Annotated in this window: 20 protein-coding genes; 12 read left to right on the top strand and 8 right to left on the bottom strand. The window is 42.5% G+C overall.

All coding sequences use genetic code 11. The annotated features are described in order from the left end of the window. Positions 1-73: 73 nt before the first annotated feature. The 3 genes from HW45_RS10790 to tesA all read right to left on the bottom strand — a co-directional run bounded on the left by HW45_RS10790 (position 74) and on the right by tesA (position 4,090). Positions 74-1,963, bottom strand: coding sequence for a putative bifunctional diguanylate cyclase/phosphodiesterase (locus tag HW45_RS10790; protein ID WP_006071721.1), 1,890 nt, complete (start codon positions 1,961-1,963; stop codon positions 74-76). A gap of 184 nt (positions 1,964-2,147) precedes the next feature. Beyond that, the gene (gene fabV, locus HW45_RS10785; RefSeq protein ID WP_038226974.1) at positions 2,148-3,344 is read right to left on the bottom strand and encodes an enoyl-ACP reductase FabV; all 1,197 of its coding nucleotides are present in this window, start codon (positions 3,342-3,344) and stop codon (positions 2,148-2,150) included. A 137-nt stretch (positions 3,345-3,481) separates the two neighbouring features. After that, entirely contained in the window at positions 3,482-4,090 is a 609-nt protein-coding gene (gene tesA, locus HW45_RS10780; protein WP_038226973.1) for a multifunctional acyl-CoA thioesterase I/protease I/lysophospholipase L1, read from the bottom strand. On the opposite strand from tesA, the gene HW45_RS10775 reads away from it, so the two are divergent. From HW45_RS10775 to HW45_RS10745, 7 genes are all read left to right on the top strand, one after another. After that, positions 4,089-4,763, top strand: coding sequence for an ABC transporter ATP-binding protein (locus HW45_RS10775; protein ID WP_006071725.1), 675 nt, complete (start codon positions 4,089-4,091; stop codon positions 4,761-4,763). The genes tesA and HW45_RS10775 overlap by 2 nt on opposite strands. A 3-nt stretch (positions 4,764-4,766) precedes the next feature. Continuing rightward, on the top strand, positions 4,767-7,199 hold the full coding sequence (locus tag HW45_RS10770) for an ABC transporter permease (RefSeq protein ID WP_038226972.1): 2,433 nt from the start codon (positions 4,767-4,769) through the stop codon (positions 7,197-7,199). Positions 7,200-7,452: 253 nt separating this feature from the next. Further along, entirely contained in the window at positions 7,453-8,868 is a 1,416-nt protein-coding gene (locus HW45_RS10765) for an FAD-dependent oxidoreductase (protein WP_038226971.1), read from the top strand. Positions 8,869-8,969: 101 nt separating this feature from the next. Further along, the gene (galE, locus tag HW45_RS10760; RefSeq protein WP_038226969.1) at positions 8,970-9,983 is read left to right on the top strand and encodes a UDP-glucose 4-epimerase GalE; all 1,014 of its coding nucleotides are present in this window, start codon (positions 8,970-8,972) and stop codon (positions 9,981-9,983) included. Between the two features lie 492 nt (positions 9,984-10,475). Then, positions 10,476-11,381, top strand: a complete 906-nt coding sequence (rimK, locus tag HW45_RS10755) for a 30S ribosomal protein S6--L-glutamate ligase (protein ID WP_038226968.1) — start codon at positions 10,476-10,478, stop codon at positions 11,379-11,381. Further along, a complete protein-coding gene (locus tag HW45_RS10750) occupies positions 11,382-12,401 on the top strand; it encodes a succinylglutamate desuccinylase/aspartoacylase family protein (protein ID WP_038226967.1) in 1,020 nt (339 codons plus the stop codon). A gap of 4 nt (positions 12,402-12,405) precedes the next feature. Further along, entirely contained in the window at positions 12,406-12,843 is a 438-nt protein-coding gene (locus tag HW45_RS10745; protein WP_031495458.1) for an ATP-dependent zinc protease family protein, read from the top strand. Positions 12,844-12,965: 122 nt separating this feature from the next. On the opposite strand, the gene HW45_RS10740 is transcribed toward HW45_RS10745, so the two are convergent. Further along, complete coding sequence (locus tag HW45_RS10740) at positions 12,966-13,334, bottom strand: DUF413 domain-containing protein (protein WP_031495460.1); 369 nt, start codon at positions 13,332-13,334, stop codon at positions 12,966-12,968. 257 nt (positions 13,335-13,591) lie between these two features. Here HW45_RS10740 and HW45_RS10735 point away from each other — a divergent pair, with 257 nt between their 5' ends. Then, positions 13,592-14,479: a LysR family transcriptional regulator gene (locus HW45_RS10735; RefSeq protein WP_038226965.1), complete on the top strand. Its 888-nt coding sequence runs from the start codon at positions 13,592-13,594 to the stop codon at positions 14,477-14,479. A gap of 80 nt (positions 14,480-14,559) precedes the next feature. On the opposite strand, the gene HW45_RS10730 is transcribed toward HW45_RS10735, so the two are convergent. Beyond that, entirely contained in the window at positions 14,560-15,942 is a 1,383-nt protein-coding gene (locus tag HW45_RS10730) for an MATE family efflux transporter (protein ID WP_038226964.1), read from the bottom strand. A gap of 72 nt (positions 15,943-16,014) precedes the next feature. On the opposite strand from HW45_RS10730, the gene HW45_RS10725 reads away from it, so the two are divergent. Then, on the top strand, positions 16,015-16,917 hold the full coding sequence (locus HW45_RS10725) for a helix-turn-helix transcriptional regulator (RefSeq protein ID WP_038226963.1): 903 nt from the start codon (positions 16,015-16,017) through the stop codon (positions 16,915-16,917). A 23-nt stretch (positions 16,918-16,940) separates the two neighbouring features. Here HW45_RS10725 and trxC read toward each other — a convergent pair whose 3' ends face one another. Then, positions 16,941-17,375 carry a thioredoxin TrxC gene (trxC, locus tag HW45_RS10720; protein WP_038226962.1) on the bottom strand — a complete coding sequence of 145 codons (435 nt, stop codon included), beginning with the start codon at positions 17,373-17,375 and terminating at the stop codon, positions 16,941-16,943. Between the two features lie 180 nt (positions 17,376-17,555). Here trxC and HW45_RS10715 point away from each other — a divergent pair, with 180 nt between their 5' ends. Beyond that, positions 17,556-18,644: a ketoacyl-ACP synthase III gene (locus HW45_RS10715; RefSeq protein WP_038226961.1), complete on the top strand. Its 1,089-nt coding sequence runs from the start codon at positions 17,556-17,558 to the stop codon at positions 18,642-18,644. 87 nt (positions 18,645-18,731) lie between these two features. On the opposite strand, the gene HW45_RS10710 is transcribed toward HW45_RS10715, so the two are convergent. Then, positions 18,732-19,934, bottom strand: coding sequence for a potassium/proton antiporter (locus HW45_RS10710; protein WP_006073575.1), 1,203 nt, complete (start codon positions 19,932-19,934; stop codon positions 18,732-18,734). 184 nt (positions 19,935-20,118) lie between these two features. Here HW45_RS10710 and HW45_RS10705 point away from each other — a divergent pair, with 184 nt between their 5' ends. Both HW45_RS10705 and HW45_RS10700 read left to right on the top strand, forming a co-directional pair. Further along, on the top strand, positions 20,119-20,460 hold the full coding sequence (locus HW45_RS10705; RefSeq protein ID WP_038226960.1) for a cupin domain-containing protein: 342 nt from the start codon (positions 20,119-20,121) through the stop codon (positions 20,458-20,460). Between the two features lie 162 nt (positions 20,461-20,622). Beyond that, a complete protein-coding gene (locus HW45_RS10700; protein ID WP_038226959.1) occupies positions 20,623-20,838 on the top strand; it encodes a DUF3820 family protein in 216 nt (71 codons plus the stop codon). A 38-nt stretch (positions 20,839-20,876) separates the two neighbouring features. On the opposite strand, the gene HW45_RS28365 is transcribed toward HW45_RS10700, so the two are convergent. Then, on the bottom strand, positions 20,877-21,524 hold the full coding sequence (locus tag HW45_RS28365) for a hypothetical protein (protein WP_051868007.1): 648 nt from the start codon (positions 21,522-21,524) through the stop codon (positions 20,877-20,879). Positions 21,525-21,725 lie beyond the last annotated feature (201 nt).

The following is a 21,725-nucleotide window of genomic DNA, read 5'->3' as shown; positions in this document are numbered from 1 at the left end:
ATTTCTTAAGGTTGGTGCGGGATTATAGGAGCCTCACAGCTGCGGGTAAAGCACTATGCTGTAAAATAAAAGCTTATCGGATTATGAATTGCTTGGGCGGCGGGTACTGTTTTTCGAGATGGGCCTCAAATATATCTCTAGGCATTGGTTTAGCGTAGTAATATCCTTGTGCGACGTCGCAACTCTCGGTTGCTACGAATCGGTGTTGCTCTGATGTTTCTACACCTTCGACGACGACTTGCTTGTTTAGCTTTTTAGCTATATTGATTATTGAACGAAGTATCGCTTTATCCTGAGCATTGTGAAGTATGTTAGAGAGGAATTCTTTGTCTATTTTTATGCAATCGAATGGAAGTTTTCGAAGATAGCTAAACGAAGCATACCCAGTACCAAAATCATCAAGAGCAAATCGTACGCCATGTCCCTTAAGGCGAACTATATTTTGATAAGCCACTTCGAAGTTAGAAACAAGACAACTTTCAGTGAGTTCTAGTTCTAAATTGGTTGATGGTAACTCATTGTTTTCTAAAATCTCGAGAACTCTGTCAGCAAAACGGGCTGAACAGATCTGTTTTGCAGATACGTTCACAGACAGAGTGAAATCAGGTGCGATTTCAATCCATTCAGAGGCTTTATCAATCGCACTCCTAAGCACGAAATAACCTACTTCAACAATAAGCCCATTTTGTTCGGCCATATGAATTAGAGCTTCATTGGAGATGTCACCCAAAACAGGATGCTTCCAACGCAGCAGTACCTCCGCACCTATCCATTTATCATTCTTTAAGTCGATCTTTGGTTGAAAATAAAGAATGAGATCGTCATTTCTCACGGCCTGAAGTAAATAGTGTTCAAGCTGGTTAAACTCTTTCTGCTCATCTTGGTCTGCTTGGGTGAATGTACTTACAGTTGCCCCTGACTCTTTACATGATACTGCAGCGTGAAATGCGTTATTGATCAGGTCTGTAGAGTTATCGGTATGGTACGAGTTTGCCACGCCCATAAAGACATGTAGATGCACTTCTTGATCGCGATAAAACATGCCTTGCCGTGCTACTTCGGACAGTTGTCGGCAAAGGTTGGGTAAAAAGTGCTCGTCGAAAGAGGGAACAATGGTTGTTAATGCAAGTTCAGTCGTTGAAATACGAGCGTAGTAATGGATGTGTGGCGTGTTTTTGCTAATCTTCTGTTCCAATAACGATAGCAACGTATCAAAGCCATCGCAGCCAATCCTGGCTTGAATTCGTTCTCCGTTAGTGATTTGGATAAAAATGACAGAAAGATACGCATTACCGTCAATGATAGCCCGACTGTTGAATGAGGCTTCTAGAGCATTTTCCAACCCCTGTCTGTTTAACATGTTAGTGGCCGAATCATGATTTTTCTGATACTGCATCTGCCTTTCTAGAAGGGAATTTTTCGATTTTAGGTTTTGAAGATTTTGTTCAAGCAAAGCAATCTGGTGGTCACGTTCTTTAAGTGACGTTTTAAAGCTTAATTCCATGTCCAAAATCGTTTGTGAGAGTTTTTTTTGTGCAGCAATGGATTGAATCTGATCGACTAGTAGGCGTAGCGTGTTTTTTGCATCCTTATCAAATTGATGAATGATAAACGCTAAACCTAACGGCTTGTCGCTGGCGTTGAAGATTTCGAGATAATCGACAGTATATTGGGACATATCCATGTTTAGTTTGTCTAAAAGCTTTTCAAAATACTTGGCGATTGATTCATGGTTACAAGGGAATCGAAAGGGGGCGGAGGATTCATCTCCTTTTTGAAATAGTGACGTTGCGCTCTTATGGTCAATGTATTGTAAAGCTATCGATTGGTTTTGCAGTGTACAATATCCCCATACAGGTTCATTCATACGGTCACTTTCGTGTAATGTAAGTACGCCTCTTATCTTTCGAATATCCGAATCAGAAAGAAAGCCTAAAGGTTCTAACGCTTGATAATTACGCATAGATAGTTCCACATCCTGTGGTTTGTAATGATCACTGATTATTGATTCAACCGAACTTTATTATTCTTTAAGTATAAGTAGTCTATTAGCGGCGAGTGATGCACGGAGGCTTTACAGGTACGTAGAGAGGGATAAGAATAACCACAGTCTCAAAAGTGAGACTGTGGTTAAAAGATGCAATAAACTATGGTTTTAATCGATAAAGACTATCTACATCAACTTCTTTAGAATAGTCGACCCCATCTAGGGCAAATCCATTCAGATTCAAGAATGTTCGCTGGAAACCTTCAAAATCACCAACGGCTTTGAAATTGTCTGCGTCCATTTGGTCGAGTAGCTTACCTACTTGATTTTGAATATCTGGATCCAGTTCCCAATCGTCCATTCGAATCAAACGCTCACCGTCCACTGGAATTTTGCTTTGGCCGTAGAGTTTGGTTGAAAACAAACGTTGCATCTGCTCAATACACTCTTCGTGCTTACCTTGTGCTTTCATGGTCTTGTACAAAGCAAGTAGGTAAGGGCTCAAACCCGGGATAAACACACTCGCTTTTGTGACCAGTGCTTTGCAAACTGCAGCGTAAGCGTTGCCATTGAAATTAGACAATTCCAAGTTTAAGGCATGGCTAGTTTGGTGTAAGTCTACTTTCGCTCGGCCAAGAGTTCCGTCTAAATAAATAGGGTGTGTTACTGCTGGGCCGATATACGAGAATGCAATAGTTTTGAATCCATCTGCTACAGAGTCAGAATTAACCAGAGTATCAATCCAGCTTTCCCAATCTTCGCCGCCCATGACTTTGAGAGTACCTTCAATTTCTTCATCGTTGGCCGGCTCTAAAGTGGTGTCTTCCCATTGTTCAGTTTCTATGTTGATAGTTGCACCGGAAACAGACTCTCCAATAGGTTTAATTGCAGAACGCCAGAAGCCACCTTCGCTATTCGGTCTTACTCCAGTAGCAAGGCTATAGATAACCAGATCCACTTCTCCTTCAAAGTAAGTCTCAATAGCCTCTATAACTTGTTCTCTTACGTCCGTTGAAAATGCGTCTCCAACGATGTTAATAGCGCGTCTACCGGCTTGCTCTGCACGTTTCTTGAAGTAAATGTTGTTGTACCATCCGGCAGACCCGACGCCTTTCTCAGAAGGCCCTCGCTCGAAGGAAACACCAATGGTATCTGCCTCAGCACCACCAAATGTAAGAGCAATTCTCGCTGCTAATCCAAAACCAGAAGATGCACCAATAATGAGTACTCGTTTAGGTCCGTTCTTGATCGGATCGGCAGACTTTACGTAATCAATTTGGTTATCGACCGCCTTTTTACAGCCCTCTGGGTGGGCTGACCGTGCGACGACACCGCTGATAATCGGTTCAATTATCATTTATACAACCTATCTAAGACGATGATAAAGGAACAGAATAACGTAAAGTGTTGTAAATTATATTGAGCTAGGGCATCAAAAAGGTGAATCTGATGCCCTTAAATTGAGGAAACTTTAAAAAAGTTTCAATGGGAGAGTCAAAGGTGGGGTTGCATACTTTCTGCTACGAACTGGGCGATGAAAGGTTGTGCTTCTGGTTTTGGGTGTAATCCGTCTTCCATCATCCATTCTGGTTTGATAATGACTTGCTCTAAGAAGAAGGGTAACAAAGGTACTCCAGACTCTTGGGCAAGGGCAGGATAAATACCTTCAAACATCGACGCATAACGTTTTCCATAGTTCGGTGGAATACGAATTTGCATTAGCAGAACTTTTGAACCAGCCTGTTGACTTATCTCAATCAACGACGCCAAGTTGTTCTTGATTATGCTAGGCTGGAATCCTCTTAAGCCGTCGTTAGCACCTAATTCTATTAGGACGTAATCTGGCGAGTGTTGTTTAAGAAGACCTGGGAGCTTGGCGAGGCCATTGCTCGTAGTATCGCCAGAAACACTGCCGTTGATGACCTTCATCGGTTCATCACCTGATGATAACTCGTCAGATAACATCGTTGGCCAGCTCTGTTCTGCGCGCATGTTGTAACCTGCGCTTAAGCTGTCCCCGAGAATGAGTAACGTTGCCGCTTTTGCATGAAAAGAGGCCAAGGAAATAACAATTAAAACGAAATAGGAAAGTTGCCGAATCATGAGTTCTTCCATAATCAAAGCTGAATCAGTGACCAAAGTAGTGTCTACGAAAACGGAGCATTTAACAATCCTAGAGAATGTAAATCTGTCTATTCAAGAGGGTGAAAGCATCGCAATCGTGGGAACATCGGGTGCAGGTAAGTCAACCCTGATGACTTTGTTGGCTGGACTAGATGTACCTTCAAATGGGACGATTCAGCTGCTCGAACAAAACATATCCAGTCTTGATGATGAGGCTCGAGCCAAGATACGCAGTGACCATTTGGGTTTCGTTTTCCAAAGCTTTTTGTTGATTCCGAGTCTATCTGCTTTGGGTAATGTGACATTACCTTGCCTGTTGAAGGGAGAAGATGAGGATACTGAGAAAGCTAAAGCACTTTTAGAGTCGGTTGGTCTTGGTCATCGTATCGATCACTTGCCATCGCAATTGTCAGGGGGAGAACAACAACGTGTTGCTATTGCTAGAGCATTCATGACCAGTCCCAAAATCCTTTTCGCCGATGAGCCGACTGGAAACTTAGACCAAAATACAGCGCATAAGATCGTTGAGTTACTTTTTAATCTTAACAAAGAACATGGCACGACATTGGTGTTAGTGACCCATGATTTAACGCTAGCTAAACGTTGTGATCGCGTGTTCCACATGAATGCTGGAAAGTTGGAAGAGGAATAAGCGATGGCTCAAGGAAGACTTAACAAAAGGCTGGTTAGTTGGAGCACTGATGAAATTAGGCAAGGACAGCTTTGGCCGATTGCTATCTCACTCACTCTAATCATTGCTTGTATCTTTGGCTTAGCAGCACTGGCAGAGCGGATGGAACAAGTCATTGTCAAGCAGGGCAAAGATGCACTTACCGCTGATACGGTATACATCACAGCGAACCCGATAACGCCAATCAATCAACAATATATTGAGTCCTCTGGACTCAACGTTTCTTTTTATACTCGCTTTGCCACGATGTCTTTTAGTGATAATGGCATGCAGCTTATTACCGTTAAGGCGGTTGACGATAGATTCCCTTTGAGAGGAACATTAACCCTTGCAACCGATACGGGTACCCAGCATCGCGTAAAGCCTGGAGAATTATGGCTGGACAGCCGGATCGCTGAGCAGCTTGGCGTTAGTCAAGGTGACGTTGTCACTGTTGGTGACGCAGATTTAGCGGTGAGTGGGGTCATCTTGGAGGAACCCGGTATTAGTTTTAATCCGTTCCAGCAAATGCCTACTGCATACATTCATCAAGATTCCGTAGATGCGACGGGCGCGGTGCAATTGGGCAGTCGTGTACAATTCAGGACTTATCTAACGGGTGACGATGCCGCGATTACAACATTAAAAGACCAGATAGAGTTAACGCCAAGTGATCGATGGCGAGATCAAAGCTCTGGTAGTCGTACTAATGAAATATTCGACCGAACTACTCAGTACTTGTCTCTTACGGTCGCTATCATCATTATTATGGCGGCAACAACGTTAGTTCTGACTTGTCAAAATTACGTTCAGAGCAGAAGGCAAACAGTCGCTATGTTAAAAAGCTTAGGAGCAAGCAAAGCATGGTTAGTTCGCTGGCTTAGCATTCAAACTTTGTTGCTGGTGGTATTAGCGATCTTTGCGGGTTTGGTATTGGGTACGCTTCTCGAAACGTTATTGCGATTGCCACTTACTGACTTACTGCCCGATCCACTTCCGAGTTATGGCATGACACCAGCATTCATTGCTGTTGTTTCTAGCTTATGTATCGGTGTGCCAGCTCTGGGTATACCACTTTATAAACTTATCTCAGTCTCTTCTGTAGAGGTGTTACAAAGCGCGGATGAGAAGCGTGGTGGGTTCATCTACCTATTGATTCTCGTTCCCCTTATTCCTTTGCTTATTGCGTATCGTGACAACAACTTAGTGTGGATAGTTCTCGCAGGCATTGTTGGTCTGTTTTTAGTTCTAGGGGCGATTAGCGTTGTTTTCACCTTGCTTCTTTCAAAAGTGTCGCTGCCTGTCTCTATGAAATTAGCGGTCAGTCGCATCAACCGTAGTAAGCGCCATACTGGACTACAATATGGTGCGCTAGGTCTGTCATTAATGTTGTTAACGACCATCTGGTTAGTTCGAAGTGACTTATTAAGCGATTGGCAGCGTACACTGCCAGCAGACGCTCCTAATGCGTTCGCGCTTAATATAGGCGGGCATGAGAAGCAAACTTACCTAGATGCACTCGACGGCAACAACATCCAGCGTTCAGAGGCGTTTCCTATCTCTAGAGGCAGACTGACTGAGATTAATGGGGAAGACGCTCAGTCTCGACAAAAACAAGGGCTAGAACAAGAAGATGCCTTAAGTAGAGAGCTTAACTTTACTTACGCTGCATCTCTTCCGACCTATAACGAGGTTCTTGAGGGTGAATGGACTGAAACTAACGGTGTTTCAGTAGAGAAAGAGGTCGCTGAAAACCTGAATCTTAAGCTTGGGGATAAACTTGGATTCACTATCAACGGGCAAAAAGTAACGGCAAAAATCAATTCCATTCGCTTTGTTGAGTGGCGCGATATGAAACCAAACTTTTACTTCATCTTTACCCCTGATGTGTTGGCTGATATCCCAAGCGCGTGGTTAGTGAGCTTTCGACTAGAAGACAAAGATAATGCTCTGATTGGAGAATTATCACGAAATCATCCAACGGTGAGTTTAATGGATATTCGTTTGATGGGAGAGAAGATTCAAGGGTTACTTAGCCAAATAGTCTGGTCAATTACCGTATTAGCTGCATTGGGCGTTTTATCTGGGGTGTTACTCATCTTTACTTTACTCCGTTTGAGCTTATCTCAAAGACAGGCAGAGATTCGTCTGTACCGTACACTTGGCGCCAGTCGAAAACGAATTGTTCGGACAATATGGGCTGAGTACGGCATTATGGCGATAACAGCTGGTTTCGTCGCTACTTTTGGCGCAGAAGTCGTAGTTGGATCGATCATGAAGTTCGGTTTTGAATTGCCGTGGAGTTGGCATTTATCCACGTGGGTAATGGTACCTGCAATCGCTTTCGTCACGTTAGCACTAGTGTTATTTTCATTGATACGACAGATGCTTACTACAAGTCAGAAGCAGTTTGCTTAATAGTTAGCCACCGATTTTGATGAGTTATCCACAAAATCGGTGGATAAAGTCTTGGATAACTCGATAGTAAAATTATTGGCATAAAACTGTAACCATTGATTTATCGGTAATGGAAAGGAATTTTACTCAAAGTACACATTGATTTGAGTTATGCACTGAATTACTGTCAAGAAAAACATCACAAAAATAGTGATTTTTTTTAATAAATTAAAAGGCTAAAATTGACCTCCTTTATAACGCCGATAACTAAGCGATGAACAGAGATTTAGCGGTGGCAACCAGCGGTAAAAGAGTTGCAATCATTGGTGGAGGTGTGGCTGGTTCGACAGTGGCACTTTACCTAGCAAAGCAAGGGCTAAGTGTTTCGCTGTTTGACAAAAACAACAACCTAGTTAGCGGCCCACCAATTTGTCATCTGCATGCTGGTGGCAATCTGTATCGAGAGCTTTCCCAGCAACAATGTCTCGATTTGCTAGTGCAGTCGATAGACTTCGTGAAGTTCTTTCCCGCTACAGTCAATAAGCGTCCCACCGTTATAGCCGTCCCAAAAAATGATGATGGTACGCCGGAGTCCTTGTTACCTCGTTTAGAACTACTTCGAGAAAGCTACCTGCAATTAGTGAGAGCGAATCCAGCTAACCAAGTGCTGGGTAGTCCTGAAGACTATTTTCATGAGTTTAGCTTTGCGCGATTGAAAGCCTTGGCATCTCTTGAAGCTCCAAAAAAACCTTCCACGATCGATGAGTGGTTAATACCTTTCGCAAAGCATGCTGATTTGAACAAGCTTAAGTATCCGGTTTACGTAGTGCAGGAATACGGCCTAAGTCTATTTCGCGTGGCGGCATCAGTTGAGCTCTCTTCTAATAACTTAACAAACCTGGACATTCATACGGGTTGCTGCATTCAGTGTGTTTCTCAATTGGGTGAGGGGTATTCATTACAATTTGAAAATGGTCGTGAAGCTCATTTTGATTTTGTCATCAATGCCTGTGGCTTTAGAACAGGCATAATTGATGATCAACTGAGATTATCGCGAAAGCGTCTTGTTGAGTTTAAAGCCGCTTATGTTACTCAGTGGCAAAGTCATAAAAATGAAAAATGGCCAGAAATTATTTTTCATGGCAAACGTGGTACGCCACAAGGTATGGCTCAGCTGACGCCTTATCCTGGCGGGTACTTTCAACTTCATGGTATGACTAAGAACATTACTTTATTTAATGAAGGGCTTGTCCAGTCCACATCAGAGAGTGCACAGCCTCAATTGCCGCAAAACCTAATTAACAAAGTCGACAAAGGTTGGTCTTTGGAAGTTCAAACACAGCGAGCTTGCAACGCGATACAACACCTTAGTCAATATATTCCTTGCTTTGAGACAGCTCAGCCAGCTGGAACACCTTTGTACGGTGCGCAGCAAATTCCGGGCAACGACCCAAGCCTTCGAGCTGCAGATGTAAGCTTCGAAGGAGAACGTTACGCTCGACTGGAAATTGTGAAAGCCTCTTCTGCGCTGCTTGCCGGTAAGAAGATCGCTGAAAAATGGTTTGGTATCCCTGCCACTACAGTTAATGACGTGGACTCAATAATTGAGGACGTTGATGCTATTGAAGCTCGGGCGAAACAAATCGCGTTGAGTAGAGGGTACCCTGAAGAGCTGGCAATCGCCTATTAATCAATCAATTAAAGATAAATTAGAGTAATTCTCACCATTGATGGTCGTAATTTAGTTTCGATTGCATATAATCCTTTGTAGATTAGACATGGAGTTGGCAAATGAATGTTTTAGTTACTGGTGGGGCTGGTTACATAGGTAGCCACACCTGTGTACAGTTAATAAATGCAGGTATGACGCCTGTCATTTTCGATAACTTATACAATGCAAAAGCAGCTGTGCTAGACAGAATAGAAAAAGTGTCTGGTACACGACCTGCATTTATCCAAGGTGACGTACGCGATAAATCATCGCTACTGGAAGTTCTGAAAGCGTACAATATCAATTCAGTTATTCATTTTGCTGGATTAAAAGCGGTTGGTGAATCTGTTGAAAAGCCACTTGAGTATTACGATAACAACGTTAACGGAACGTTAGTTTTAGTCGACGCGATGAGAGAAGCCGGAGTTAAGCACTTAGTGTTCAGTTCATCTGCAACGGTTTATGGTGATCCAGCTTCTGTTCCTATCACAGAGAGTTTCCCAACAAGTGCGACTAACCCTTACGGCCGAAGTAAGTTAATGGTTGAAGAGTGTTTAACAGATTTTCAGAAAGCCAACCCAGACTGGACGATAACTTTGCTGCGTTATTTTAATCCAGTAGGGTCACATCCAACCGGAGAAATGGGTGAAGATCCTCAGGGCATCCCTAACAACTTAATGCCATTCGTCTCACAGGTTGCTGTTGGACGTCGTGAATTTCTTTCGGTATTCGGTAATGACTATCCGACGCCAGATGGTACCGGTGTTCGTGACTACATTCATGTTATGGATTTAGCAGATGGCCATATTGCGGCTCTCAAGACGCTGAATAATCAAAAAGGCTTGCACGTCTATAATCTTGGGACGGGCAATGGTTCGAGTGTATTAGATATGGTTAAGGCGTTTGAGTTAGCTTCAGGTAAACAAGTTCCTTACAAGATTGTAGAGCGTCGCCCTGGCGATATTGCGGAGTGCTGGGCAGACCCAAGTAAAGCTAATAAAGATTTAGGTTGGGTAGCTACACGATCATTACAAGATATGACAACTGACGGTTGGAAGTGGCAATCGCAAAACCCAGAAGGGTATCCGGAATAATGTTTTATTAACATTAAATTACCACTGATAACAATTGAGCGCATAATGCGCTCTTTTTTGATCTAGATCTCCTTAAGCAGTGAATAAAAAGTATGAAATTGTTGTAATTTTGATAAAATGGTACCAGCACTTAATTTTATGTATGAAATAACTTTTTAATCTAAGGGGAACTCAATGGAGTTAGCACTCATCATTACTTTCGTAGTTGCAGCAGTAGTAATGGTTAAGAAAGAAATGGCTAATAAGTAATATTCATTCTAACACTTTGATTACATACCTTTTATCTGAATGAATTTATTAACAAAAACCGGCGAAAGCCGGTTTTTTTATGCCCAAAATTTGCGTAATTAACGATAAAAATAAATTGTCGTAACGGTCAAAAACAATCGTTGTATTTTTATCGACTAAACTCTTAAGGTGCACGCTCTTTCCGGTCGTCCGATACCGGGGTTTCACACTCATAAAACTAAACATCTATAAGAGGATACTGCCATGCGCATTGCGATTCTATCTCGCAACGAAAACTTGTACTCAACTCGCCGCCTAAAAGAAGCAGGGGAAGCGAGGGGACATCAAGTGGATATCATTGATACCCTGCATTGCTATATGGATATTACTAGTAGTAACTCTAAAGTCCGTTATATGGGTGAGGAGTTACCTCAATACGATGCAGTCATTCCACGAATTGGGTCATCTATTACGTTCTATGGAACGGCAGTAGTGCGTCAGTTTGAAATGATGGGTACATTTTGTGTAAACGAGTCGGTTGCGATCAGCCGTTCACGTGACAAGCTGCGCTCATTGCAACTGCTATCACGCAAAGGCATCGGTCTGCCAAGAACTGGTTTCGCTAGTAAGCCAGATGATATTCCAGATCTTATCAAGAATGTTGGTGGCGCGCCGCTTGTCATTAAGCTGTTAGAGGGTACACAAGGTATCGGTGTGGTACTTGCAGAAACTCACAAAGCAGCTGAGAGTGTTATCGAAGCGTTCATGGGCCTTAAAGCTAACATCTTGGTACAAGAGTTCATTGAAGAAGCTAATGGCGCTGATATTCGTTGTTTTGTCGTCGGTGGCAAAGTGATTGCGGCGATGAAACGCCAAGCGGCAGAAGGTGAGTTTCGTTCAAATCTACATCGCGGTGGTAGTGCTCAGCTTATTAAGCTTTCTAAAGAAGAACGCGCGACTGCTGTAGCTGCGGCTAAAGCGATGGGACTGAACCTGTGTGGTGTTGATATTCTGCAATCGAAAAATGGCCCAGTAGTGATGGAAGTTAACTCATCACCAGGCCTAGAGGGAATTGAAAACGCGACAGGTAAAGATGTGGCGGGCTTAATTTACGAGTTTATCGAGAAAAATGCCAAGCCTAACAACAACAAAACAAAAGGACGTGGTTAAATGGCAAAAGAGCTTGTCATTGCGGGCGTAGAAATACGCCCGGGAGAGCGTAAAGAAATAGATATACCAGTAGCTAAGCTATATACCGATGCAGAAGTATCAATACCAGTACAGGTCATTCGTTCTAAAAAAGAAGGCCCAGTGGTGTTTGTCAGTGCAGCGGTACATGGTGACGAGTTGAATGGTATTGAAATCATCAGTCGTCTTATCGCAGAGAACCTAAAACTCCAGAATGGTACGTTAATTTATGTACCTATGGTGAATGTCTACGGCGTATTAAACCAAAGCCGTTACATGCCAGATCGCAGAGACCTCAATCGCTGTTTTCCCGGCTCGAAGAAAGGTTCTCTTGCTGGTCGACTAGCTCATACATTCTTAGAAAGCATTGTCGCACATTGTGATTATGGTATTGATTTACACACAGGCGCGATTCATCGTTCTAATTTGCCACAAATTCGTGCCAACCTTGAAGATGAAGAAACTAAGCGTCTAGCGGAAGCATTTGCAGTACCAGTATTGTTGAATGCCAATATCCGTGATGGCTCTTTACGCGAAGCGGCTGTAAATCATGGTGCTCGAGTGCTGCTTTATGAAGCCGGTGAAGCGTTACGTTTTGATGAACTATCGATTCAGACTGGCGTTAAAGGCGTTTTGAGAGTGCTCAAAGCACTTGGCATGATTCGTAAGCGTGTCTCTAAAGCGAAAACTGAGCCGTTTATCGCTAACCGCAGTGATTGGACTCGTGCAGATGCGAGTGGATTTGTTAAAGAGTACGTACAACTTGGCTCTATGGTTGAGAAAGGCGAAACATTGGCAGATATCAATGGCCCGCTAGGAAATAATATCAGCCAAGTAAAATCCAACCGTACGGGGATCATCATTGGTAAGCAGAACATTCCTTTAGTACAGGAAGGTGAAGCTATGTATCACATTGCGTATTTTGGAGATAGCGCAGAAGAGGTATTTGAACATATCGAAATCATGCAAGAATCGATTGTTCCTGTAGAACCGAGCATGTAACACTATGCCAAACACATATAATGACAGAATGATAATTGGTAACTTGGAAGTGTGCAGTCTTCCTGAGTTGGGAATCTTCGATCTCGAAGTTCGTATTGATACTGGGGCTAAAACCTCATCTCTTCATGTGGACAACCTTGAACGCTTCAAACGTGACGGGCGCATGTACGTTCAATACGATCTTCATCCAGATATCTATCATTTGGAAGAAATCGTACACTGTGAGTCACTTATCCACGACTCAAGGCGCATCAAATCATCCAACGGTGACTCAGAGCAACGTTGTGTGATTCAAACACTATTCCGATTAGGGGATAGAGAGTGGCCAATTGAAATTACATTAAGTAATCGTCAGGATATGTCATATATGATGTTATTAGGACGTGAAGCGATGGCCGACAAAGTCTATGTAGACCCTAGCAGAGCGTTTCTGATTGACTAATTAAACCGCCTTCGGGCGGTTTTTTGTGATTTGAGGTTAGGAAGAATGTGCGAGCGTTTACGGGGCAAAAAAAAGTAGAGCACTTGGCTCTACTTTGCGTTTAGGAGGAAAGATCACAATACTTATGCTGGCTCTAGAACGTCATCGTTATCCATATCATAATCATAGTCTTTCGAAGCTTCGTGATACTTCGATTTACTATTTAAAGTGTGGAACGCTCGTCTTCCGCGTGCTAAGCGAACGTATTTAAGCCAAGTATGTTCCAGTTTAGATTTCGCCTTACTCGGGTTAACGATCACTTTAGTGAAGTGTTTCTCTTCAGCGTTCTCTGGTGAAATATCACCGCGCTCAAGCGCAAGCATAGTTTCACCATAAGTCACTAAGATGTCCTCTTCCAAAAGTGTAAAATCTCCCGATTTAGCGAATCCGCGTGGAAACTTTACTGCATCATAAAAACGTTTCTTGCCGTGGCGAAATTGAGTTTCAGTCATAGAGACCTCAAAGCAAATAGGTAGTAAAGCAAGGTAATTCAGGTGGCTCCGCAACAATCCAAAGAAAAGTCGACTAAACCGTTGAATCCCGTGTTGGTTCGATGCTGAAAATAGTGTGAAACCGGAAAGAAAGGAAACGAATTGTTTTTGTCGAAATCACAAAATTTCTTTATGCTTAATACAGCATAACTGTGTAAGAATACTGAGCTAACTTTTTCGTTAGCTCAACTACTTAGAATCTGTTTAAGAGTCATTTTATGGACGTAAAAGTATTTCAAACTTTCCTCGAAGTCGCGAAGGAAAAGCACTTTGGCCGCGCATCAGAAAATCTCTATATAACTCAGGCCGCTGTGAGTGCTCGCATCAAACAACTAGAGGAATACTTTGATACTCGGCTGTTTACAAGGCACAGAAACAACATCCAACTAACGTCGGCTGGCCAAAGGCTAATAGGGTACGCAGAAGTAATGGTATCGACGCTAAAGCAAGCGACGTTTGACTTATCATTAGAGAGCAATAAAGCGTTGCAATTGACGATTGGCGGTACACCTAATATTTGGGACGCCTATCTGCAAAACTGTTTAAGTGTTGTCACTGATTCATTAACGGGTTATGGCTTTGTGGCTGAGTCTCTGGGGCGCGAGCAGCTAAATAGGAAACTACTTGAGCGTACACTAGATCTTGCGTTCTCATTCGACCCATTTAAAGTCGAGGAGTTTAAAAGCCATCAGATTGCTGAATTGACGTTAGTTCTGGTTTCAACAGAGCAACGCGAGCTTGATGATGCTTTTAAAGATAAATATGTATATGTGGACTGGGGTACACAATTTGCTTTTGAGCATGCGGACAGACATCCAAATATTCCAGCACCATATCTACGCACTTCAACAGGTCGAATTGCGTTGGACTTTATTCTTGAGAAGGGTGGTTGTGCGTATTTGCCATCTTCACTTGTAGAGCCTTTCTTAGACTCTGGACAGCTCTATCAAGTCGACGGGTCTGAGGTTTGGTCTCGTCCTTTATTTATCAGTTACCGCAAAAACAGCACGTCTATAGAGGCGATACTCCAAGTAGAAAAACTGATTAATACTATTGAACCAACGACAAGTTATTTGATGCAGCAGGCTGGGGAAAATACGGATTAAGTAACAGCTTTACGTACTCTAGTAACATATAGCAAAAGGCTTCACCTAAACAAGTGAAGCCTTTGTGCATTTACAGATTACTAAGCACTAACCACGGTTAAATTATTCATCCAATAGCGTTTTAAATAACGGTGGAAACACAAAGCAAACTTAACGACTTCTTCAAAAAGCATACAGGCATAGACAACCTGAAATTCAAGTCCGAATACAAACGCTGCGGTTGCGGTTAGCGGAAGTCCCACAGTCCACATTGCGATGAAGTCCATTCTTAAACAGAACTTATTATCTCCTCCGGCTCGCAGAATACCGTTGATAATAATAAGGTTCAGCATGCGTAACCATATTGCACAACATAGAATAAACATAGCAGGTGCAGCAAGCGGATAAAGTTCATCGGTGGTTAAGTTCAGCCACTCAAGAATGACTTCACGACCTAATAGTAGAATCGCTCCTGTGACGATGCCAAACAAGAATACCGCTTTAATAAAGAATTTAGACATAGTGAATGCATGTTCAAATTCGTCTCTGCCTAAGGATTGGCCAAGTAGTACAGAGCAGGCTACCGAAATACCAAAAAACAGCGAATAACACAGCGACTCAAATGGTCCCATCATGCTAAATACAGCGAGCTCGGTAGTGCCCATATGACCAAATATCACTTGGTACATAAGTGTACCCATTGCCCATAAAATAGCGTTAAGCGTGGTCGGCACCGCGAGTTTTTTATAAGAACCCCAGAGTCGTTCGGTATTCTCAAGTTTCGCTTCTTTAAGAAGCCAATGGTTACGATGGTTGAGATAAACCCAGATGAAAATTACCTGAAGTAATCTGGATATCGTTGTCGCTAATGCAGCACCGGCTACGCCCATTGGAGGGACACCCAGACCGCCTTTAATTAACCAGAAGTTGAGGGCAATGTTGATAAAGATTGTCATAGCCCCAAGAATTAAAGGCGTGACAGCGTCACCGGATGAGCGCATGGCTGATTCCGCTACAATCACCACGTGAGTTAATATAAGTACCGGAAACGCATACCATAAATAGGTAGCACCAAGCTCAATAACGGTAGCGTCGTTGGTTTGCAGCATCATAATAAAACTGGAGAAGAGCGTGATACCTAATGTCACGGGTACTAACAGCTTTGCACCGAACTCCATTGAAAGCTGGGTGATAGTTTTGGCGCTACGTTTGTCGTTACGTCCCCAATACTGAGCAACGAGTACACCGTTGGCTGAAGCCATTCCGGCCATGATCATAATAGCGACAAAGTGCCATTTAGAGGCAATGCCCACTGCAGCAGTTGCTTCCTTACCAAAATCACTAACCATCAGTACGTCCGCCAGTGCCAAAATTGCAACAAGTGCACTTTGAATTGCGACGGGGAAACCAAGCTTTACCACAGAAGACAGAAGATGGTTTTGAGAAGCCTTGTTAGATGACTTAAGATAGGTTTTAGTTGTCATAGCTGCCCTCCTGAAAGTGTGATTTGAATCATATAAACGGTGGTAATATAAGAAAATTGGGACATCAAAACCATGTTTAAAAATAGACAAAACCTGTGCGAATCCGTCATTGATGAATTTAACATCAAGTCTGAGTGGATAGATGAAGTCTTTTTATCGGAGGCATGTGAAGAACGCTTTCTTTCGTCTAATGATATCCCCGAGTTCATTCCTGAAGATATCTTCATGGCTGGAATGGCAAACTTGATTGAAGGCTACCATGTGGAGCGTAAGGGCATTGATGTACACACAGTCTTATTTACAATCGAAGGTGGTGGCGTGTTGATGACGGAGGATTTTGTTGCTCCTATCGAGCCGTACTCGATAGTCGTATTACCAGCACACACACCATATCGATTTGAGATCAACCCTCAATATAAACATTGGCGCATGATCTGGTTTCTACCTAAAGACCGACCACGCTGGCAAGCTTTATCTGATTTAGGACAGAAAGTACTGCCATTTCATGGTTGTGAACGGATTTGGGCCTTAATGACACTCCTGTATTTGGAAATTGGTGGCAGAGCAAGTTATCGAAAACTGCTAGTAGGGGAAGTGTGCCGTATTATTACTGGATTTGAGTCGCAGCCTACCGACTCGACAGTCCGAGTACAAGCTTTGTTCAGCCAAATTGAAGGTCAGCTTCATCTACCATGGACTGTTAAAACTATGGCGAATAAGACATTTTTAAGCGAAGAGCAACTCGCACGAATATGTAAACGGCTTTACAACGTGTCACCACGAGCAAGACTCATTAATCTACGTATGGAAAAAGCGTGTGATTTGCTAAGAAATAACGATTGGTCAATTGCCATGATTGCGGAGCGATTAGGATATCGTGATCCGTTCAATTTTACCCATAGGTTCACAAAACATATGGGTAGTTCGCCAAGTGCATATCGTAAACAAGTCATGCAATCGAATGAAGAAATATAGAGCGCTCCTGCGCTCTATATTAGTTATTTTGAAATAGCTTGCTCTAACCATTGGTCGAACTGACCTTTTGGCAGGGCACCATTGATGACGTCTACGCGCTGACCATTTTTAAACACCATAATGGTCGGAATACTTCTGATTTGAAATTGAGCTGCCAGTTGTTGCTGTTGCTCAGTATCAATTTTCACGAATCGTACTTGTCCTTTGCGCTCTTCAGCTGTTTGTTGGAACACGGGCGCAAAACCAACACAAGGATGGCACCACGTGGCCCAAAAATCGACAACAACAGGTTGGCTACTGTTCAAAAGCGCGGAGAAGTTGTCTACCGTCCCTTCAACCGGTTGGCCATCAAGAAGTGGTGCTTTACAACGACCACAATTAGGTGACTCGGTGATTCTTTCTGCGGGTAAACGATTAAGTCCATTGCATGATGGGCAACGGGTATTGATAGTTGACATGGTCTCTCCCAACCGTGAATTGAATTTATGAAATTAGGCTTCTGTGAGCCTTAGATTATGAGTATACTCGAAGCTCTTAGAGTCGGGATAGACAAGTCATTATTGAGGCTTATCATAGTGAGCTTATTGATATTATTTGTCTATCTCGATTGACGAAAACTATAAAAAAATAGGTACAGAATGACAACATTTTACGCCGAAATCACTGGTTGGGGTAAGTGCCTTCCACCAGCGATCTTATCTAACCACGATCTTAGCACTGTAATGGAAACATCAGATGAGTGGATTAGAACCCGTACTGGTATAGAAAATCGTCGCATTAGCCATGTGAACACCTCTGAAATGGCAACCGTTGCTGCTAAACATGCAATGGCATGTGCTGGAATCACGGCAGATGAAGTTGATTTGATTATCGTTGCTACGTGTTCTCCAGATTCTTTGATCCCCAATACAGCATCACGAGTTCAGCAAAACTTAGGTGTTCCAGCAGCCGCTGCGTTTGACTTAAATGCGGCTTGTACAGGTTTTGTGTATGGCCTTGAAACGGCCACAAAACTGATTCAGTCAGGTAACTATCGTAACGCCATCGTTATTGGTGCTGAGCGACTTTCGTTTTTTATTGACTGGAGTGAGCGTGATACCGCCGTACTATTTGGTGACGGGGCAGGTGCTGCAGTGCTCTCTCGTACTGAAAGTAAAGTCGGTCTTCAAGATGCGCAAATTGGTTGTGATGCAAAAGGTCGCGATATTCTCGCTGTGCCAAAATTTGGCACTTCAATGGAGAGATTCGCAGCAGATAACGGTTACTTTGAGTTCAATTTCATTGGCAAAGAGATCTTCAAACGAGCGGTAAAAGGAATGGGGGCGGCAGCGAATACCGTTTTGACTCGTTCTAACCTTACTAAAGAAGATATTGATGTTGTGATTCCGCATCAGGCTAATATCCGTATCATTCAAACCTTGTGTGATTTGTCTGGAATCGACCAAGATAAAGCATTCGTCAATATTCAAAAATATGGCAACACTTCCGCTGCGACTGTGCCAATCGCACTTTGTGAAGCAATGGAGCAAGGAAGAATTAAGCCAGGAGATAACTTGTTGCTAGCCGCATTTGGTGCGGGTCTGACGTGGGGCGCTAGCTACATCAAATGGGGCGAAAGAGTCGAGCCAATTGGCAGTAGCGATGCTGCATTGCCACCATGTGACAAGTCTGCGCTAGAGTTGATGAAAACGGCGATTGAGCATTGTCACAATAAACCCGCTAAATAAGGTTTTTGTGAACTAAAAGAGCCAGAGTTTCTCTGGCTCTTTTGTTTTACTCACTCTTAAACAATCGAGTGTATATAGAATAAGTGTTTAGTCCTCTGGTGTATTAACTTCTTTAAGGTTGAGTTTGTTTGCCAATACTTCAATCGCTCCACCTTGCACGAACACAGAAATGACAACAATAAAGAACACCATATGAACCATAGTAACCGCGTTTTCAACTCCTGCAGCTGCAGGAATTAGTGCAAATACAATAGGTGTTGCTCCTTTCAATCCGATAGAAGATATGAATAAACGCTTTTGCCAACTGGCTTTTCTGAAAGGTAGGTAACATAACTGTACTGCTATCGGTCTTGCTACAAGAATCAACAAGAAAGCAGGCAGCAAGGATTGCCAGAACACCTTGAAGAGTTCTTGAGGGAAGATCTGTAACCCTAAAGCAACAAACAGTATTGCTTGAGCTAACCACGAAAGACTATTAAAAAAGTGGCGACTGACTTCCATACCACGTTTTACGCCGTTGCCAATGACCACTCCAACGACATAGGAAGCGAGTAGAATATTGCCACCGAGCAAATCACTTCCATACATTGCTAGTACTGCGGAAGCTAAAATGAAAACCGGGATTAGCCCATATTCTTCAAGTTTGATGCTGTTTAACAGGTGAGTACATAGCTTACCGATAGAAATGGCTATAGCTAGTGCGACAAAGATCTGCAGTAATAACTCGATTCCGATACTTGTAACTGAAGGAACCGTATCGGGAGTAAGGGCAAGACTGGTCAGCAAGACGACTAGTATCAAAGCGACAGGGTCATTAGTTGCTGACTCGAATTCTAAGATAGTGTCAGTGTCTTCTTTGAGTTTTAGTTTCTTGGATTCAAGGATAGAGAAGACCGCAGCTGCATCTGTTGAGGAAACTATTGCCCCAAATAATAAACAATGCACCGGCGGGAGGCCAAAGAGAACATAGATAATACCCGCGAAGACAACAGTGGAAAATACAACTCCAAGAGAGGAAAGTACGCCACCTTCTTTGTAAGCCACTTTGATGCTTTGTGTCGAAGTACTCAAACCTCCGACAAAGACAATAATATTTAATGCAATCGCCCCGATTGCAGAAGTAAGTGTAAAGTTGTCATAGACGAAACCAAATTCACCGTTACCTATGACCAGACCTACCGCCATAAAGATCAAAAGAGAAGGTAAGCCAAGAGTACGAGAAGGGTGGTGTAACAGAATGCCTACGCAAATTAACGCCGCAAAACCTACGAGTCCAAACTCAAAGTTCATGTATGTCCTATTATCGTTGTTGTTTCAAATGACATAAATCAGAAACCAAAATGGAAAATGATTCGTAAACTCTATGTTTCTATTTGTTTAGATTATAGTATCTTATTAACGATAGAGCTTTAACTTACAAGCAAAAATTTTGTAAGTATTTTAGTTGGTTACATAACTAGAGTGAAATAGATAAATGGGATTGAAGAGAGGAAATATCTTTGGTGACATTCCAAAAGATTTAACCAATGAAGTATTTGAAGACATCATTGCTTCTGAGGGAGTGAGAATTGAACGTATCGTTTCAGATGGCCACTTTACACCAATTGGTGATTGGTATGATCAAGCCGAAAATGAATGGGTGACTGTTTTGAAAGGCGAAGGTGTTATTGAGTACTATGACGGTACTTTTGTGACTTTAGGGGTTGGTGATTACATTGATATACCAGCACACGTCAAGCATCGAGTAAAGTCCACCTCAGAGTCCTCATTGACAATTTGGTTGGCTGTGTTCTATCCGAAAGATGGGAGTGAGTAGAAATTCCGAACTTAAATCCTAGAGAAGTGTTTGACCTTGAGGTCTGCGATTCGCTGCTTAGTTTTTAACTATTGTCTTCTTCCTCTTTGTTTATATTGCTATTTGGTTGAACATCTTTAAGATTACTCACCATAAAAGAACCTGATTAGTCTCAAGAATAAAATGTTAGATAAAGAAAATTTAGTAAAGCTCGCTAGGGTTCAAATGCCGTTTGGTAAGTATGCGGGCAGGGTATTGATCGATTTACCTGAAGAGTACTTATTGTGGTTTGACAAAAAAGGTTGGCCTAATGGCGAGTTAGGGGAGTTGCTTCAGCTGTGCTTGGCACTGAAAATTGAAGGGCTAGATAGTGTCGTCAAGCCATTAAAGCGAATGTAGTAAAAAGCGACGCTATGTGCGTCGCTTGGTTGTATTCGTTAACCTGATAGAGACTCCCATTGAGTGGGGTTAAGAGCCTGAGGTTTTATCTGTACCCGGCCATCTCTAGCCCTGCAAATACCTTGATTCACATCCCATGCTCCTTCGCGAATGTACTTGTGTACGCCTTGCGTACCTTGTTTATAGTACGAATCAAGTTTTCCTCTGTATCCGTAATAGGTACATTTGTCATAACCCCATCCATACATGTAATCTGCCAGTGCTTGTGCAAAGCTTCGTTTGCCGTTAAGCCATGAGCCACTATTGCAGTTATAGCACTTTATCTTTCCTCTAAAGGACTTGGGTAAACCGTTTTCTCTCAATCTATCAACAACAAATCGATGTCCTAGCTCCTTACCCCCCTTTGAGGTTTTAATAAACTCGCTCCCAGGTTCGCCATGTCCTCGAATATAGATTTGGTCATCGTTAGAAATGGTTTTTAGTTCGTTTATAACGGTTTTTGGTTCATACCAAATTTGGATCGCTTCTTTATTCTTGGTGTTTAACAGGTATTCAATCCATTGATGGTTTTTTCGATGCCCTGCGTAAGTCGATAAATTGCCTTTGTCGTTAAGTTGATCGCCATATTCAATGTAAGACAGCAGATCAGTTGTTGGTGTGGGCATATACAAGATTATCTTTGCCATTGAAGTTCCCTTTCATTTATCCATTAAAAACATGTGGTTATATGAATCGCTACATCATACATAGCCTAGTAAATAGACAAGGTTCGTAATGTTTATCGGTAGGAAATGCGATCTTTAGCCCAAAATTTTTGTCATCAATGCAGTGATAAGAATATTGATAAGTATTTAAACTGAGAATAACGCCTTATTTTTACAACATTT

Source organism: Vibrio sp. ER1A (assembly GCF_000733315.1).
Classification (GTDB): Bacteria; Pseudomonadota; Gammaproteobacteria; order Enterobacterales; family Vibrionaceae; genus Vibrio; species Vibrio mediterranei.
Note: the sequence above shows the minus strand (reverse complement) of the source record. Positions and strands in the feature narration are given on the sequence as shown.

Excerpts from the sequence above, each read along its gene's own strand:
- HW45_RS10790 (WP_006071721.1), bottom strand. The coding sequence starts at position 1,963 with ATGCGTAATTATCAAGCGTTAGAACCTTTAGGCTTTCTTTCTGATTCG.
- fabV (WP_038226974.1), bottom strand. The coding sequence starts at position 3,344 with ATGATAATTGAACCGATTATCAGCGGTGTCGTCGCACGGTCAGCCCAC.
- HW45_RS10775 (WP_006071725.1), top strand. The coding sequence starts at position 4,089 with ATGAGTTCTTCCATAATCAAAGCTGAATCAGTGACCAAAGTAGTGTCT.
- tesA (WP_038226973.1), bottom strand. The coding sequence starts at position 4,090 with ATGATTCGGCAACTTTCCTATTTCGTTTTAATTGTTATTTCCTTGGCC.
- HW45_RS10770 (WP_038226972.1), top strand. The coding sequence starts at position 4,767 with ATGGCTCAAGGAAGACTTAACAAAAGGCTGGTTAGTTGGAGCACTGAT.
- HW45_RS10765 (WP_038226971.1), top strand. The coding sequence starts at position 7,453 with ATGAACAGAGATTTAGCGGTGGCAACCAGCGGTAAAAGAGTTGCAATC.
- galE (WP_038226969.1), top strand. The coding sequence starts at position 8,970 with ATGAATGTTTTAGTTACTGGTGGGGCTGGTTACATAGGTAGCCACACC.
- rimK (WP_038226968.1), top strand. The coding sequence starts at position 10,476 with ATGCGCATTGCGATTCTATCTCGCAACGAAAACTTGTACTCAACTCGC.
- HW45_RS10750 (WP_038226967.1), top strand. The coding sequence starts at position 11,382 with ATGGCAAAAGAGCTTGTCATTGCGGGCGTAGAAATACGCCCGGGAGAG.
- HW45_RS10745 (WP_031495458.1), top strand. The coding sequence starts at position 12,406 with ATGCCAAACACATATAATGACAGAATGATAATTGGTAACTTGGAAGTG.
- HW45_RS10740 (WP_031495460.1), bottom strand. The coding sequence starts at position 13,334 with ATGACTGAAACTCAATTTCGCCACGGCAAGAAACGTTTTTATGATGCA.
- HW45_RS10735 (WP_038226965.1), top strand. The coding sequence starts at position 13,592 with ATGGACGTAAAAGTATTTCAAACTTTCCTCGAAGTCGCGAAGGAAAAG.
- HW45_RS10730 (WP_038226964.1), bottom strand. The coding sequence starts at position 15,942 with ATGACAACTAAAACCTATCTTAAGTCATCTAACAAGGCTTCTCAAAAC.
- HW45_RS10725 (WP_038226963.1), top strand. The coding sequence starts at position 16,015 with ATGTTTAAAAATAGACAAAACCTGTGCGAATCCGTCATTGATGAATTT.
- trxC (WP_038226962.1), bottom strand. The coding sequence starts at position 17,375 with ATGTCAACTATCAATACCCGTTGCCCATCATGCAATGGACTTAATCGT.
- HW45_RS10715 (WP_038226961.1), top strand. The coding sequence starts at position 17,556 with ATGACAACATTTTACGCCGAAATCACTGGTTGGGGTAAGTGCCTTCCA.
- HW45_RS10710 (WP_006073575.1), bottom strand. The coding sequence starts at position 19,934 with ATGAACTTTGAGTTTGGACTCGTAGGTTTTGCGGCGTTAATTTGCGTA.
- HW45_RS10705 (WP_038226960.1), top strand. The coding sequence starts at position 20,119 with ATGGGATTGAAGAGAGGAAATATCTTTGGTGACATTCCAAAAGATTTA.
- HW45_RS10700 (WP_038226959.1), top strand. The coding sequence starts at position 20,623 with ATGTTAGATAAAGAAAATTTAGTAAAGCTCGCTAGGGTTCAAATGCCG.
- HW45_RS28365 (WP_051868007.1), bottom strand. The coding sequence starts at position 21,524 with ATGGCAAAGATAATCTTGTATATGCCCACACCAACAACTGATCTGCTG.